13 protein-coding genes are annotated in these 15,056 nt (G+C 76.8%); 3 read left to right on the forward strand and 10 right to left on the reverse strand.

What is annotated here, in order from left to right:
* Positions 1–328: 328 nt before the first annotated feature.
* Positions 329–796 carry an RDD family protein gene (locus ACFY07_RS02900; RefSeq protein WP_390867092.1) on the forward strand — a complete coding sequence of 156 codons (468 nt, stop codon included), beginning with the start codon at positions 329–331 and terminating at the stop codon, positions 794–796.
* Positions 797–1,078: 282 nt separating this feature from the next.
* On the opposite strand, the gene ACFY07_RS02905 is transcribed toward ACFY07_RS02900, so the two are convergent.
* The 7 genes from ACFY07_RS02905 to ACFY07_RS02935 form a co-directional block, all read right to left on the reverse strand.
* Complete coding sequence (locus tag ACFY07_RS02905; protein WP_230648295.1) at positions 1,079–1,768, reverse strand: DUF4191 domain-containing protein; 690 nt, start codon at positions 1,766–1,768, stop codon at positions 1,079–1,081.
* A gap of 280 nt (positions 1,769–2,048) precedes the next feature.
* Complete coding sequence (locus ACFY07_RS02910) at positions 2,049–2,285, reverse strand: hypothetical protein (protein ID WP_390867094.1); 237 nt, start codon at positions 2,283–2,285, stop codon at positions 2,049–2,051.
* 216 nt (positions 2,286–2,501) lie between these two features.
* Positions 2,502–3,458 carry a lipoyl synthase gene (gene lipA, locus ACFY07_RS02915; protein WP_230648293.1) on the reverse strand — a complete coding sequence of 319 codons (957 nt, stop codon included), beginning with the start codon at positions 3,456–3,458 and terminating at the stop codon, positions 2,502–2,504.
* 115 nt (positions 3,459–3,573) lie between these two features.
* The gene (gene lipB / locus ACFY07_RS02920) at positions 3,574–4,344 is read right to left on the reverse strand and encodes a lipoyl(octanoyl) transferase LipB (RefSeq protein ID WP_230648385.1); all 771 of its coding nucleotides are present in this window, start codon (positions 4,342–4,344) and stop codon (positions 3,574–3,576) included.
* A 111-nt stretch (positions 4,345–4,455) separates the two neighbouring features.
* Positions 4,456–6,429, reverse strand: a complete 1,974-nt coding sequence (locus ACFY07_RS02925) for a helix-turn-helix domain-containing protein (RefSeq protein WP_390867095.1) — start codon at positions 6,427–6,429, stop codon at positions 4,456–4,458.
* Positions 6,430–6,545: 116 nt separating this feature from the next.
* Positions 6,546–7,946 (reverse strand): MFS transporter, encoded by a 1,401-nt coding sequence (locus tag ACFY07_RS02930; RefSeq protein WP_390867096.1) that lies wholly within the window; start codon positions 7,944–7,946, stop codon positions 6,546–6,548.
* 189 nt (positions 7,947–8,135) lie between these two features.
* A complete protein-coding gene (locus ACFY07_RS02935; RefSeq protein ID WP_390867097.1) occupies positions 8,136–8,927 on the reverse strand; it encodes a 3-hydroxybutyrate dehydrogenase in 792 nt (263 codons plus the stop codon).
* Positions 8,928–9,245: 318 nt separating this feature from the next.
* Here ACFY07_RS02935 and ACFY07_RS02940 point away from each other — a divergent pair, with 318 nt between their 5' ends.
* Positions 9,246–10,913, forward strand: coding sequence for a regulator (locus tag ACFY07_RS02940; RefSeq protein ID WP_230648289.1), 1,668 nt, complete (start codon positions 9,246–9,248; stop codon positions 10,911–10,913).
* 188 nt (positions 10,914–11,101) lie between these two features.
* On the opposite strand, the gene ACFY07_RS02945 is transcribed toward ACFY07_RS02940, so the two are convergent.
* Entirely contained in the window at positions 11,102–12,418 is a 1,317-nt protein-coding gene (locus tag ACFY07_RS02945) for an NAD(P)/FAD-dependent oxidoreductase (protein ID WP_230648288.1), read from the reverse strand.
* Positions 12,419–12,742: 324 nt separating this feature from the next.
* Positions 12,743–13,630 carry a TIGR01777 family oxidoreductase gene (locus tag ACFY07_RS02950; RefSeq protein WP_230648287.1) on the reverse strand — a complete coding sequence of 296 codons (888 nt, stop codon included), beginning with the start codon at positions 13,628–13,630 and terminating at the stop codon, positions 12,743–12,745.
* Positions 13,631–13,851: 221 nt separating this feature from the next.
* On the opposite strand from ACFY07_RS02950, the gene ACFY07_RS02955 reads away from it, so the two are divergent.
* Positions 13,852–14,370 (forward strand): GNAT family N-acetyltransferase, encoded by a 519-nt coding sequence (locus ACFY07_RS02955; RefSeq protein WP_390867395.1) that lies wholly within the window; start codon positions 13,852–13,854, stop codon positions 14,368–14,370.
* A gap of 135 nt (positions 14,371–14,505) precedes the next feature.
* On the opposite strand, the gene ACFY07_RS02960 is transcribed toward ACFY07_RS02955, so the two are convergent.
* On the reverse strand, positions 14,506–15,021 hold the full coding sequence (locus ACFY07_RS02960; protein WP_390867396.1) for a DUF4240 domain-containing protein: 516 nt from the start codon (positions 15,019–15,021) through the stop codon (positions 14,506–14,508).
* Between the last annotated feature and the right edge of the window lie 35 nt (positions 15,022–15,056).

Consider the following 15,056-nt stretch of genomic DNA (forward strand, 5'->3'; position numbering starts at 1 on the left):
TCGGCCCGGCGGGAACGCCAGGAGTTTCGCGTGAACGGGCCGCTCGTCCCGACCGGCCGCGTTGCGGCAACGATAGGAAGGAGCCGTTTCTCAAGCATGACTCGTCTGTTTCGCGGATGTTAACCGCCCTCGCGGGCGCCTTGCCGGACCTGCGTGGTTCCGGGGGTTTCGCGGGGTGGGGGGCGGTCGGGGCGGTGCCCCCGCGCGCAAGTGGTCTGGACCAATTCTTCACCCGTTCCGGCGCGCCGTCCCGCCCTTACCGGCAGGCCGTCCGGAATGTCAAGGACCCAGGGGCGACCGCCGGGGGCCGCCCGGTTACTGTGGAGGCGTGGACAGCAGAGAAGCACTCGGTTCCTGGATCGACGGCCCCAGGGCCGCCGCCGAGCGGATGGGCGCCGACTTCGGCTACCGCGGCGAACGGCTCGGCCTGCCCGAGCACGGCCCGGGCTCGATCGCCCCGCTGGGCCGCCGGATCGGCGCCCTCCTCGTCGACGGCTGGCTCTGCGGCCTGATCGCGTACGGGCTGATCACCCGCGGCGACGCCGCCCAGGCCAACCTCTGGACGACCCCCCTCTTCCTCCTCATGAGCACGGTGCTGATCGGCACGGCCGGCTCCACCCTCGGCAAGCGGCTCTTCGGGCTCCGCGTGGTCCGGCTCGACGGCGGCCGGGCGACGCTGGTCCAGGCGTTCGGCCGCAGCCTGCTGCTCGTCCTGCTCGTGCCGGCGCTGGTCTGGGACCGGGACAGCCGTGGGCTCCACGACAAGGCGCTGGGGACGGTCGAGGTCCGCATCTGACGGCCCTGTCCGGCACGCACAGGCCGGGCACGTCCCGGCCCGCCACGTGCTGGTCCGGCACGCCCCGGGCCCGGCCCCGCCCGGTACCGGCCCGTGGCCCCGCACCGGAGGGGTGCCCGGGAGCCGCGTTCCGGACCCGCCGCGCCTTCGCGGGGCGGCGCCTCCGCACGGCGCCCCTGACCGGGAGAGCGGCCCCCGCACACGGAGGCGGCCCCGCCGCGGTCCCCCTGAGGGGTTCCGCGGCGGGGCCGCCTGCTGTCCCCGGAGCGGCGCGCCGGCCGCTCAGCGCATCCGGCCGCCCTTGGGCATCCGCGCGTTGCGCGGCAGCGGGCCCTTGGGCACCGGCGCCTTGGAGAGCAGGTCGCCCATCGCCCGCAGCCGGTCGTTGATCTCGGTGACCTGGCCGGGCGTGATGGCGCGCGGCAGGCGCATCAGGTGGACCTGGAGCTTCTTGAGCGGGACCTCGCCCTCGCCGTCGCCCACGATCACGTCGTGGACCGGCACGTCGCCGACGACCCGCGCCATCTTGCGCTTCTCGGCCGCCAGCAGGGGGCGGATCCGGTTGGGGTTGCCCTCGCCGATCAGCGCGATGCCGGGGCGGCCGACCGCACGGTACACGGCGTCCTGGTTGCGGGTGACGGCCACCGGGGTCGGGCTGGTGCTCCAGCCGCGGCGCATGTTGTTCAGCACGGCCGCGGCCGCTCCCGGCTGGCCCTCCATCTGCCCGAAGGCGGCCCGCTCGGCGCGCCGGCCGAAGACGACCGCCATCGCCAGGAACGCCAGCACGAAGCCCAGGATGCCCAGGTAGACCGGGTGGTCGATCAACAGGCCGATGGCGAGGAACACGCCGAAGGTGATGATGCCGACGCCGGCGATGATCAGACCGATCCGGGTGTCCACCCGCTTGGTCATCTGGTAGGCCAGACGGATCTGCTTCAGCCGTCCGGAGTTCTCGGATTCTTCCCTCGCCATGAGGGCAATGCTACGGGGCCGTGGCTGCTGATGCCCAAGCCCGGTCCCCGATCCGGCAGATCCGGAACGCGACCGTGTCCGTTCCGGGCGGATCCGGTCCGGTCCGGCGCGGGTGCGGTGCTCCGGCCCGCGGGGCGCGGGCCGGCACGGGCGACCCGCGGGGACGAGGGCGACCCGGCCGGGACGGCCTGACCGCCGCGGCCCGGCTCCCCGGGCGCGGGGCCCGGCTGCCGGGGCACGGGGTGCGCGGGCGCGGCCGCGCGGTGCCCCGCGGCGGGCCTCAGCGCAGCACGGAGGCGTCCTGCGCCGTGTCCGTGCGGGCGGCCGCCAGGGCGCCGAGCACGGTGGCGGTCTCCGCCCGGTCCGCGGCCTGGCGGCGGTTCTCGCAGACCGCGTCCCAGGCGTTGCGGCGGGCGACCTGCTGGCCGCCCGAGAACAGCACCGACTCGGCCATCCGCAGCGCGGTGACGAAGCCGTTGATACCGGCAGCTCCAGGTACGACGGTGCCGACCTGCATGGTGAGCAACTCCCCTCGTAGGGTCGTGTCCTCGCCCCGAACGGGCGTCCCGCACGCGCCGCCCGCCGCCGGTGCGCGGGCGGGCGGCGGCGCGGTCACCGGTCCAGGGTCACCACATCGTGTTACCAGTCGGTGACCGGAGCGTCAAACCGCGATGAAAGCCTCACTCCGGCCGTCGCCGGCGCCTCCGGGGGCCTCCCGGGGAGACGCCGCAGCTCAGGCGTCCGCGTGCTGCGCCCGGCGCTCCAGCGCCTGCCGGTACAGCCGTCCGGCGCGGTACGACGAACGGACGAGCGGGCCGGACATGACCCCGGCGAAGCCGATCTCCTCGGCCTCCTCCTGGAGCTCCACGAACTCCTGCGGCTTCACCCAGCGCTCGACGGGGTGGTGCCGCACGGTCGGCCGCAGGTACTGGGTGATCGTGATCAGCTCGCAGCCCGCGTCGTGCAGGTCCTGCAGGGCCTGGCTGACCTCCTCGCGGGTCTCGCCCATGCCCAGGATGAGGTTCGACTTGGTCACCAGCCCGGCCGCGCGGGCCTGGGTGATCACCGACAGCGAGCGCTCGTACCGGAAGGCGGGGCGGATGCGCTTGAAGATCCGCGGGACCGTCTCGACGTTGTGCGCCAGCACCTCCGGCCGGGAGGAGAAGACCTCGGCCAGCTGCTCCGGCACCGCGTTGAAGTCCGGGACGAGCAGCTCGACGCCGGTCCGGCCGCCCTCGCGGCCGGCGGTCATCGCGTGCACCTGGCGCACGGTCTCCGCGTACAGCCAGGCGCCGCCGTCCTCCAGGTCGTCGCGGGCGACGCCGGTGATCGTGGCGTAGTTGAGGTCCATGGTGAGGATGGACTCGGCCACCCGGCGCGGCTCGTCGCGGTCGAACTCCGCGGGCTTGCCGGTGTCGATCTGGCAGAAGTCGCAGCGCCGGGTGCACTGGTCGCCGCCGATGAGGAAGGTCGCCTCGCGGTCCTCCCAGCACTCGAAGATGTTGGGACAGCCCGCCTCCTGGCAGACGGTGTGCAGGCCCTCGCGCTTCACCAGTGCCTGCAGGCCGGTGTACTCGGGGCCCATCTTCGCCCGGGTCTTGATCCACTCGGGCTTCCGCTCGATGGGGGTCTCGCTGTTGCGGACCTCCAGGCGAAGCAGCTTCCGGCCGTCGGGTGCGACAGCGGACACGTGCGGCTCCCTAACTCGTCTTCTGTGCGACACACCCAGGGTACGCCTGGGGTTGTGCGGTTCCCGCAGGCCGGGTGGCCCGCAATCGCAGGCCCGGTCGGACCCGCGGGGCGGATCAGGCCGCGCCGACCGGCGCGGACATCTCCGCCAGGACGTCCCCCAGGTGCCGCTCCACCACGGGCAGCGCCTCCGCGACCGTGAAGTCCCGCCCCAGCTCGGTGCTGAGCGACCCCACGCCGGCGTCCCGGATGCCGCAGGGCACGATCCGGTCGAACCAGCCCATGTCCGGGTCGCAGTTGAGCGCGAAGCCGTGCATGGTCACCCCGCGCGCCACCCGCACCCCGATCGCGGCCAGCTTGCGGTCGTCGCCGCGCTGCCCGGCGTTGGAGGGCGCGTACTCGGGCCCGGCCAGCCGCGGGTCCAGGCCCGCCTTCAGGCCCATCCGCAGGGTCAGCCCGCCCACGTCCACCTGCCGGTCCGGGTCGGGCGCCGCGCCGGGGATCTCCTCGCCCAGCACCCACACCCCGCTGCGGCCCTCCACCCGGGTCGTGTCCAGGCCGAACTCGGCGCAGGAGCGGATCAGGGCCTCCTCCAGGCGCCGGACGTACGCGACCACGTCCATCGGCTCCGGCAGCCGCACGATCGGGTAGCCGACCAGCTGCCCGGGGCCGTGCCAGGTGATCTCGCCGCCGCGGTCCACCTGCACCACGGGGGTGCCGTCCAGCGGGTAGTCCTCGGGGTTGGTGCGGCGTCCGGCGGTGAAGACGGGCGGGTGCTCCAGCAGCAGCACGGTGTCGGGGATCTCGTCCGCGACGCGCAGGGCGTGCAGCCTGCGCTGCTCCTCCCACGCCTCCTCGTACGGGACCATGCCCGCGCCGATGCCCATCCGCACGAACCGCACGTCCTCGCTCACCGCTGCCCGCTCCTCGTCCAGGTGGCCGCCGTCCGGCCGCCGATGTCCGGCCCAGCCACTGTACGCCCGGCCGTGCGGTGCCCCTCAGCCCGCCGGGGGGCCGCCCCCGCCCTCCGGACCCCCGCAGCCCCCCGGGCCCGCCGCGCCGCCGGCGAGCAGGTGCAGCCGCAGCGCCAGCTGGAGCTCCAGCGCCCGCTCCGGGCCGTTCCAGTCGCGGCCCAGCAGCGCCTGCACCCGGTCCAGCCGCTGCACCACCGTGTTCACGTGGACGTGCAGCACGTCCTTGGCCCGGGTCAGGCTGCCGCCGCAGTCGAAGTAGGCCCGCAGGGTCCGCACCAGCTCCGTGCCGCGCCGGGCGTCGTACGCCAGCAGCGGGCCCAGCGCCGACTCCACGAACCCGTCCACGTCGTGCCCGTCGCCCAGCAGCACCCCCAGGAAGCCCAGGTCGTCCGCGGCGGCACCGTCGCCCTCCCGGCCCAGCGTCCGCAGCGCCCGCAGGCACCGCTGCGCCTCGGCGTGGGCGGAGGCGAGGGCCGCCGGCCCGGTCGCCGGGCCCCCGGCGCCCACGGTCACCGGCAGGCCGGCCAGCCGCGCCAGCCGGTCCGCGGCGGACCGGGCCGCCGCGGAGGGGCCGCCCGCCGCCGGGTCCTCCGGCAGGAGCAGCACCACGCCCTCGCCGTGCTCCGCGCTCACCCCGCGGGAGCCGAAGAGGTGGCGGACCGCGGCGCCCGCCAGCCGGGCGCGGTCGGCGCAGGCCGCGGCGAGCACGACGTGCGGGCGCATCAGGTCCAGGCCCAGCCGCCGGGCCCGCAGCACCAGGCCCGCCGGGTCCCGCTCGGGAGCGGTCAGCAGGTCGGTGAGCAGCTCCCCGCGCACCCGGTTCTCCGCCTCCGCCACCGACCGGCGCAGCAGCAGGAGCAGCGCGGTCACCACCGCGGCCCGTTCGAACAGCCGCCGGTCCGGGTCGTCCAGCTCCCCCCGGCCGTGCAGCACCAGGCTGCCGAGCGTCTCCTGGCCCGCCAGCACCGCGCACACCCACCGTCCGCCGCGCCGCACGGCGCGGCCCGAGGCCCGGGAGTCGGCGACGGCGGCGGCCAGCTCCCCGGTGCCCGCCGGGTCGGACGGCCCGGTCAGCGGGTGGCCGTCCGGGTCGTGCACCGCGATGGCGCCGTCCAGCAGGGACGCCACGGCCGCCGCCACCTGCGGCACCTCGCCGCCGCGCAGCACGAGGTCGGCGAGCCGGTCGTGGGCCTCCTCGGCGCGCTGCATGGCCGCGGAGTGCTCGCGGATCACCGCGTGGGCCGCGTTCAGGTCGGCGAGCGCCGCCCGGGTCTCGGCCAGGGCCTTCGCGGTGTCGATGGCGATGGCGGCGTGCGCGGCGAGGGAGCAGAGCAGCGCCACCTCCTCGGGGGAGAAGGCGCGCGGTGTGCGGTCGGCGGCGAACAGCACCCCGATCACCTTGCTGCCGTCCCGCGACCCCAGGAGCAGCGGGACGCCGAGGATGGCGACCAGCCCCTCGTCCAGCACCCCGGCGTCGATGGTGCCGGTGTGGTGGAAGCGGCTGTCGGTGCGGTAGTCCGGGGTGGCGTACGGGCGGGCGGTCTGCGCCACCAGGCCGCCCAGGCCGACGCCCAGGCCGAGCCGCAGGGTCTGGAAGAGCGCGGAGACCGAGCCGTCGGTGACCCGCATGTAGGTGTCCCCGGCCTCCTCGTCGGGGAGCGTGAGGTACGCGGTGTCGGTGCCCAGCAGCAGCCGGGCGCGGCGCACGATGGCCTTCAGCACCTCGTCCAGGTCGCGGGAGGCCGCGAGGTCGCCCGCCGTGTCGAAAAGGGCCGTCAGCTCGGCCTCGCGGCGCCGGTGCTGGCCCAGGGTGCGGTGCACCTGCAGTGCGAGCCGCGCCGCCTCCTCGACCTCGGCCAGGACGGCGGGGGAGGCGCCGGACCGGCGCGCGTCGGCGGACACCTCGGCGAAGTCCTCGGCCGGGGCCCCGGAGGCCAGCAGGGCCAGCAGCCGCCGCAGGGCCGGGGCCGCGCCGCCGACGGGGGTGGAGTCGTTCATGGTCGGCCCATCGTGCCAGGCCGTCCGCGGGCCGGGGGAGGCCCGGGACGTGCGGCGGGGCCGGCGGGCGTGAGGGTGCGCCGCGCCGGCCCCGGGAGGGGGTGGGGGAGCAGGGGTCAGACGGCGCTGCCGCGGGCGGCGAGGTCGTCGGCGGACGCGGCCCGCCCGGCTCCGGAGGGCGCCACCTCGGCGAGGTCGCGGTCCTTGGTCTCGCGGGCCGCCAGCATCGCCACCACCGTGATCACGGAGGCGATCGCCACGTAGACCGAGATCGGGGTGGACGAGCCGTACCCCTTCAGCAGGGCGGTGGCGATCAGCGGCGCGGGCGCGCCCGCCGCCACCGAGGCGAACTGGGCGCCGATCGACGAGCCGGAGTAGCGCATCCGGGTCGCGAACAGCTCCGAGAAGAAGGCCGCCTGCGGGGCGTACATGGCGCTGTGGAAGACCAGGCCGACGGTGATCGCCGTCACCAGGGAGAGGAAGCTCTTCGTGTCCACCATGGTGAAGAAGACGAAGGCCCAGACGCCCACGCCGACCGCGCCCACCAGGTAGACCGGCCTGCGGCCGACCCGGTCGGACAGCGCGCCGAAGAGCGGGATCAGGGCGAACTGGATCGCGGAGGCGATGAGCACCGCGTTGAGGGCGGTCTGCTTCGGCAGGCCCACGTGCGTGGTGGCGTAGGCGAGGACGAAGGTGGTCAGCACGTAGTACGAGATGTTCTCGGCCATGCGGGCGCCCATGGCGACCAGCACGTCCCGCCAGTGGTGGCGCAGCACCGCGAGCAGCGGGGGCTGCTCCGCGGCCTGCTCGACCGCCTTGCGGGCCTCGGCGCGGGCCAGGGCCTCCTTGAAGAGCGGCGACTCGTCGACCGAGAGCCGGATCCACAGGCCGACGCCCACCAGGACCGCCGAGAGCAGGAACGGGACGCGCCAGCCCCAGGACAGGAACGCCGCGTCGGACTGCACGGTGGTCAGCAGCGAGAGCACGCCCGCCGCCAGCAGGTTGCCGGCCGGGGCGCCGCCCTGCGGCCAGGACGCCCAGAAGCCGCGCCGCTTCGCGTCGCCGTGCTCGGAGACCAGCAGGACGGCGCCGCCCCACTCGCCGCCCAGGGCGAAGCCCTGCACCAGGCGCAGCACGGTCAGCAGGACCGGCGCCGCCGCGCCGATCGAGGCGTACGTCGGCAGGCAGCCGATCAGGGTGGTCGCGCCGCCCATGAGCAGCAGCGAGAGCACCAGCAGCCGCTTGCGGCCGATCCGGTCGCCGAAGTGGCCGAAGACCAGGGCGCCCACGGGGCGGGCGGCGAAGCCGATGGCGTAGGTGAGGAAGGAGAGCAGCGTGCCGGTCAGCGGGTCGCTCTCGGGGAAGAACACCTTGCCGAAGACGAGGGCGGCTGCGGTGCCGTAGAGGAAGTAGTCGTACCACTCGATGGTGGTGCCGATCAGGCTGGCTGCCACGACCTTGGGCAGGTGGGCGGGTCTGGAGCCGGGCGCGTTCGCGGCACTGGGAGCGCTGGCCATGGGTCACCGTCTCTGGGGGTGGGGGCGGGCGGGGCGGGCGCGGCCGGCGGGGGAGCCGGCCGCACCGGGTGGTGCTTCTCGCGGGTGGTGCGGCTGGTGCGGGTGGCGCGGGTGGTGCGGCTGGTGCGGGTAGCGCGAGTGGTGCGGCTGGTGCGGGTAGCGCGGGTGGTGCGGGTGGTTCCGGAGGGGTCAGCGGGCGGTCCAGCCGCCGTCCAGGGGGAGGCTGGTGCCGGTCATGTACGAGGCGTGGGGGGAGCAGAGCCACAGGGCCGCCTCGGCGACCTCGGCGGGCTCGATCAGCCGCTTGATCGCGGTGCGGTCCAGCATGATCCGCTCCACGACCTCGTCCTCGCCGATGCCGTGGGCCGCGGCCTGGGCGGCGACCTGGTTCTCCACCAGGGGGGTGCGGACGTACCCGGGGTTGATGCAGTTGCTGGTCACGCCGTGGGGGGCGCCCTCCAGCGCCACCGTCTTCGACAGGCCCTCCAGGCCGTGCTTGGCGGTGACGTACGCGGACTTGAAGGCGCTGGCGCGCAGGCCGTGCACGGAGGAGATGTTGACGACCCGTCCCCACCCCCGCGCGTACATGTGGGGCAGCGTGCGGCGCAGGATGCGGAACGGCGCCTCCACCATCACCCGCTGGATCAGGGTGAAGCGCTCCGGGGGGAACTCGTGCAGCGGTGCCACGTGCTGCAGCCCCGCGTTGTTGACCACGATGTCCGCGTCGTCGGGGAGGGAGTCGACCGCGACCGGGTCCGACAGGTCGACGACGTGGGCGGTGCCGCCGGTCTCCCCGGCGACCGCCTCGGCCGCCTCCGCCGCCACGTCGACGACGTACACCCGGGCGCCGGCGGCGGCGAGCGCCACCGCGCAGGCCCGGCCGATGCCGGAGGCGGCCCCGGTGACCAGGGCGGTGCGGCCGGCCAGGTCCCAGGAGTCCGGGCCGGGGGCGCCGGGCAGCGGGGCTGAAGTGGTGTCCATGGCCGGAAACGGTAGGTACGCGCGGCGTCCGCTCACATGGGGGAGCACGCCACGAAAGGCCGCCCGGATGTGTGGGCCGCAGCCATGTCCCTCCGCCGCCCCGGCGGTCGCCGTCGCGCTACCACGGTGCAAACCGCCACAGCACCGTCTTCGTCCCAACGGGCCTGAACGTGTCACCCGTTCGGAGGACCGCGTGCCGGTCGCCGGTCGCGGGCCCCGGATGCTCGCTACATTCACGCCGATTCCCGACAGGGGGCGCCGCACACAGCACCGGGGGACGATCACGTGCCGTCGCGGCGCTCGGAAGGTGTGACGCACATGCCCCAACGACCCGCAACCGACCGCCCGGCCTTCGCGCCGCGGGCCGACCGGCCGCCGGCAGCCGCAGAGCCGCGGACCGGCACCACCGGCCCGCCGCGGCAGGCCGCGGACCGGTCCCACAACCAGCGCCTCGCGGCGCTCATCGAGGAGGCGGGCTTCTCCCACGCCGGACTGGCCAGACGCGTGGACCAGCTCGGCCTCGAGCACGGGCTCGACCTGAGGTACGACAAGACCTCGGTCACCCGCTGGCTGCGCGGCCAGCAGCCCCGGGGGGCCACCCCGGCGCTGATCGCCGAGGTCTTCACCCGCCGGCTGGGCAGACGGCTGGGCGCCCAGGACCTCGGCCTGGACGCCTGCGCCCCGGTCTACGCCGGACTGGAGTTCGCCGAGACGCCCGCCGAGGCCGTCGACATCGTCTCCAGCATGTGGCGCAAGGACACCGGCCCCCACTCCGAGCTGCGCCGGATCGCCTTCACCCCGGCCGGCCTCGTGGTGCCCAGCCGCGACTGGCTCATCGGCCGCACCGACGAGCGGGTCGCCCGCGAGGCCCCGTCCGACCAGGACGGGCAGGACGGGCAGGACGGCCGGCCCCACCGGGCCCCGGCCGGCGGCCTGCGCCCCCCGGCCCGGCCCCTGGGGCCGGGCGGCCGCGTGCCGCTGCAGGGCCGCCGGCCCGGCGCGGCGACGGGCCGGGCGGGCATCAGGGCGGACGCCGAGCACCCCTCGCCGCACCCCCAGCGGGAGGGCCGCGGCGCGCTGCGGGTGGGCCGCGGCGACATCGCCGCCGTCCGGGCCGTCGGCGACCTCTTCCGTGCCCTCGACCACGCCTACGGCGGCGGCCACGCCCGCCAGGCGCTGGTGCGGTACCTGGAGAGCGAGGCCGAGCCGATGCTGCGCGGCCGCTACGGGGAGCCCGTCGGACGGGCGCTGTTCGGCGCGGTCGCCGACCTCACCCGGCTCGCCGGCTGGACCTCCTTCGACATCGCCGCCCACGGCCTCGCCCAGCGCTACTTCGTGCAGGCCCTGCGGCTCTCGCAGGCCGCCAACGACCGCGTCTACGGCGGGTACGTCCTGGTCACCATGAGCCGCCAGGCCGTCCACCTCGGGCACGGCCGGGAGGCGGTGCAGCTCACCCGGGTCGCCCAGCAGGGCGTCGGCACGACGGCGCCCGCCGGACTGCAGTCCCTGATGCACGCCGCCGAGGCCCGCGGCCACGGCGTGCTCGGCGACAGCCGCTCCTGCACCGGGGCGCTGGTCCGCGCCGAGCGGGCCCTGCAGGCCGCCCGGCCCGGCGACGACCAGCCCTCCTGGGCGCGGTCCTTCGACGAGGCGCAGCTCGCCGCCGAGTTCGCCCTGTGCTACCGCGACCTCCAGCAGTGGCGGCTCAGCGCCCAGCACGCGGAGAAGTCACTGCGGCTGCGGTCGCCGGGGTACGCCCGCAGCCGGGTCTTCTCCCGCTGCGTGCTCGCCACCGCCCGGCTCGGCATGGGCGACGTGGACGAGGCCTGCGCGGTGGCCACCGAGGCGCTGCGCGCCGCGGCGGAGATGCGCTCGGCCCGGGCGGTGGAGTACCTGCGGGACTTCCACCGCCGGCTCGCCCCGTACCGCGGCAGCCCCGTCGTGCGGGCCTTCGAGGAGGCCGCGCGCGGCGCCGGGATCGTCTGACCCCGCGCGGCCTCCTCCCGCCGGGCCGCGCCCCGCGCCGCCGGCGGTGCACCGGCCAGGAGTGCACCGGCGGGGGCGCACGGCAGGGGGCGCGCCCGGCGGCGGTGTGCCGCACGCCCGCACGTCGCGGGCCGGGGGCGGCGGAGCGGCTCCGGCCCGCCCCGCCGCCCCCGGCCCGCCGGGGGCGGTCAGGCCGCCGCCGCCTCCCGGACCAGGGCGGGGGCCCCGAGGTCGCGGAGGATCTGCCGGGCGGCCCGCCGTCCGGAGACCAGCGCGCCCTGGACGGAGCTCGTGTCCCGGTGGTCGCCGCAGACGTACAGGCCGCCGATCACCCGCACCGGGCGGCCGAAGTGGTGCGGCGGCGGCATCGCGGGCACCGCCTGCTCCACGTGGCGGACCGCCAGGAACGCCCACGCCGCCGTCGAGGTCCCGTACAGCTCCGACAGCCGCCGCCGCACCCGCGGCTCCAGCGCGGCCGGGCCGCCCGCGTCGAACGACCGCCTCCCCAGCACCGCGGTGGCCACCAGCGACCGCCCGGGCGGCGCGTACGAGGGGTCCACCCGGCTGAGCACCAGCGAGTGCGAGACCGGGCTGGCGCGGTCCGCGTCCAGCAGCAGCAGCGGCTCCGCCAGCGGCGCCTCCGGTGCGACGTGGTAGTACGTGGTCACCGGGTGGAAGCCCGGCAGGTGCAGGCCGGGCAGCAGCCGCGCCGCGGACGCCGCGTCGGTGGCCAGCACCGTGCACCGGCCGCGGACCCGGCCGTGCCCCTCGGTCTCCACCCCGTCCGCCGACACCGCCGTCGCCCGCACGCCCAGCCGCACCGTGCCCGGCGGCAGCCCCTCCGCCAGCTGCCGCGGCACCGCCGCCGCGCCCCCCGCGGGCAGGCAGAGCCGGCCCCGGGCGTACGCGCGCAGCACCAGGTCGGCGCAGCGGCTGCTGGTGGACAGCTCCGGGTCGCTCAGCAGCGCCGTCAGCAGCGGCCGCAGGAAGCCGTCGACCACCCGCGCGGACAGGCCGCGGGCGGCGAGCGCCTGCGCCGTCGTCAGCTCGGGCCGCCTCAGCAGCTGCGGCACGGGGGTCGCGGCGAGGCGGCCCAGCGCGGCCCCCAGCCGGGCCTTGTCCAGCGGGCTGCCGATGGGCGCCCGGACCGCCGCGAGCCGCGCGGCGGGGATGCGGGGGTCGCCGACCCGGTACCGGCGGCCGCCCGCGTGCACCAGCACGCCGGGCGCCAGCGGGCGCAGCTCCAGCCGGCCGGGGTCCAGGGACCGGGAGAGCTCCGGGAGCGAGGTGTTCAGCAGGTGCAGGCCCTGGTCCAGCCGGAAGCCGTCGACCTCCTCCCCGGCCATCCGGCCCCCCACGTGCTGCGCGGCCTCCAGGACCGTCACCGACAGCCCGGCGGCGCACAGGTGGCGGGCCGCGGCCAGACCGGCGGTGCCGGCCCCCACGACCACCACGTCGGGATCGTCGCGGCCGCGGATGCGGTGGGCGAGGTCGTGTGCCGGCACGGGGCGCTCCTCCCTGGTCGCTCCCGGCGTCCGGCGTCCCTGGGGCCGGGCGGCGGGGTGCGGTCCGCCAGGGTGATGCCCCGCCGAGCCGGTCGGCAGACAGGAACTTCCGGCCGAATTCGCCGGGAGGGGCGGACACCGGGGCGGCGCCGTGGCGGGTGGTGCGGACGGGGCGCCCGGGGCACGAGGGGCCGGTCCGGGGACCCCGGACCGCCTCCCCGCCGACCGCCCGCAGGACGGCGGCCGGGAACACCGCCCGGCGGGCCCCCGCCGTCCGGCGGGGGCCGGGCCGTCCCCCGGCCGCCCCCGCCCCCTCCCGGGCCGCTAGAGCGCCGCCCGCACCGCCTCGTCGATCGTCGGGTCCGAGAACCGGAAACCCGCCTCCAGCAGCTTGGCCGGGACCACCCGGTGGCTGCCCACCACCTCCACCGCGAACTCGCCCAGCACCGCCCGCAGCGCCGCCTCCGGCACCGGGAACGGCGTCGGCCGCCGCAGCACCCGGCCCATGGCCGCGGTCACCTCGCGGTTGGTGACCGGCTCGGGCGCGGTCAGGTTCACCGGCCCGCTCAGCCCCTCGGTGTCCACCAGGAAGCGCAGCGCCGCGACCTCGTCCCGCAGCGAGACGAACGACCAGTACTGGTCCCCGGACCCCATCCGGCCGCCCAGCCCCATCCGGAACAGCGGGAACATCCGCGCCCACGCGCCGCCCCCGGAGGCCACCACCAGGCCGGTGCGCGGGTGCACCACCCGGATCCCGGCCTCCGCGGCCGGCTGCGCCGCCTCCTCCCACTCCTGGCACACCCGTGCCAGGAAGTCGCCGCCCGGCGGGGCCGTCTCGTCGACCACCCGGTCGCCGGTCTGCCCGTAGAAGCCGATCGCGGAGCCGGAGACCAGCACCGACGGCGGGGTGGCGAGCCCGGCCAGGGCCTCGGCGAGCGCCGCCGTGCCCAGCACCCGGCTGTCGCGGATCTCCCGCTTGTAGGCGTCGGTCCAGCGGTGGTCGCCGACGCCCGCCCCGGCCAGGTGGACCACGGCCTCCACCCCGGCCAGGCCGGCGGAGTCGACCTGCTGCCGCTGCGGGTCCCAGTGCACCTCCTCCGGGCCCTTCGGGGCGTGCCGGACCAGCCGCACCACCTGGTGGCCGTCGGCGGTCAGTGAGCGGACGAGTGCGGAGCCGATGAGTCCGGACGAGCCGGTGACAGCGATGCGCATGGGCTCATCCTGGCAGCCGGACCCGCGCGGGGGTGAGGACGCGCGCCGGGCGGCCTACAGTGATCCGCATGCCGTCCGACGACCTGATCCGCGACCCGGCCACCGCCGCCCCGGCGGCCCACGGCCCGGCACCCCGCACAGCCCCGCCCGCCGACCCGCGGACCAGGGCCGCCGGGCCGGAGACCGCCGAGTCGGGGACCGCCGGGCCGGAGACCGTCGAGCTGGTGGTCCGCCCGGCCGCCGCCGCCGACGACGCCGCCCTGGCCGACCTCGACCGCCGCAGCTGGTCCCCGCTGAGCGACGTGATGCCGCCGCGCGAGCCCGGCACCCCCTTCTTCGACGAGCGGCACGGCCCGGACCAGTACCAGGTCGCCGTCCTCGACGGCCGGATCGCCGGCTACGTCCGGGTGGTGCCGCCGACACCGCTGCCCAGCAACGCCCACGTCCGCCAGATCCAGGGGCTGGCCGTCGACCCCGGCCTGCGGGGGCGCGGCATCGGGCGGGCCCTGGTCGACGCGGCCGGCGTCCGGGCCCGCGCCGAGGGGGCGCGCCGCCTCACGCTGCGGGTGCTCGGCCGCAACGCCCCCGCCCGGGCCCTGTACGAGCGGTGCGGCTTCGCCGTGGAGGGCGTGCAGCCGGGGGAGTTCCTGCTGGACGGCGCCTACGTCGACGACGTCCTGATGGGCCGCAGCCTCCTCGACGGCGCGGGGCCGCTGCCGCAGGAGGGCCCGCTGCCGTAGGGCCGCCGCCCTGGTGCCGCGCCGGGGTGCCGCGCCCTGATGCCGCGCCGGGGTGCCGCTCCGGGGGGCGCGCCGGGGGTGCGGCTCCCGGGGATGCCGGGCCGCCCGTCCGCCGCGCGGCGCCCCGCCGGACCCTCAGCTCCCGTAGCGGTCCCACAGCCGGGGGAAACGCTCCGCCATCGCCGGGTGGTCCTCGAAGTCCAGCGCCCGCCCGGCCGGCTCGTCGGGCTCGGGCACGTCCAGGTCGGGCAGCGGCCCGCCGGTGAGCCGCTCGTACGCCTCGTCGGCCGCGTAGCCGACGTCCTCGGCGTCGCCGTCCTCCTCCTCGTCGAAGCGGGGGAGGAGCTCGGCGAGGTTGTCGGGGTCGTGCAGCGCGCCCTCGAAGACCTCCCGGCCGCGGCTGATCAGCCAGCACCGGAAGCAGGCGAAGGCGCCCTCGGAGGCCCCGCCCAGCAGCAGGTGGGCGGCACCCCACAGGTCCCAGCGGTACGCCCGCTGGAAGCGCACCTCGAAGAGCCGGGCGAAGTCCGCCACGTCGTCCGGCACGAGCGCGGTCAGCCGCTCCACCAGCAGGTCCGCCTGGTCCTCCGGGTCGCCGTCGGCGGCGTTCCGGGTCTCGTCGAGCAGCTGCCAGAACTCCGTCTCGTACATCACGCCACCAGCATCCACGCCCGGGGGCGCGGCCG

The sequence above is a fragment of the Streptomyces sp. NPDC001380 genome (assembly GCF_042895785.1).
Lineage (GTDB): Bacteria > Actinomycetota > Actinomycetes > Streptomycetales > Streptomycetaceae > Peterkaempfera.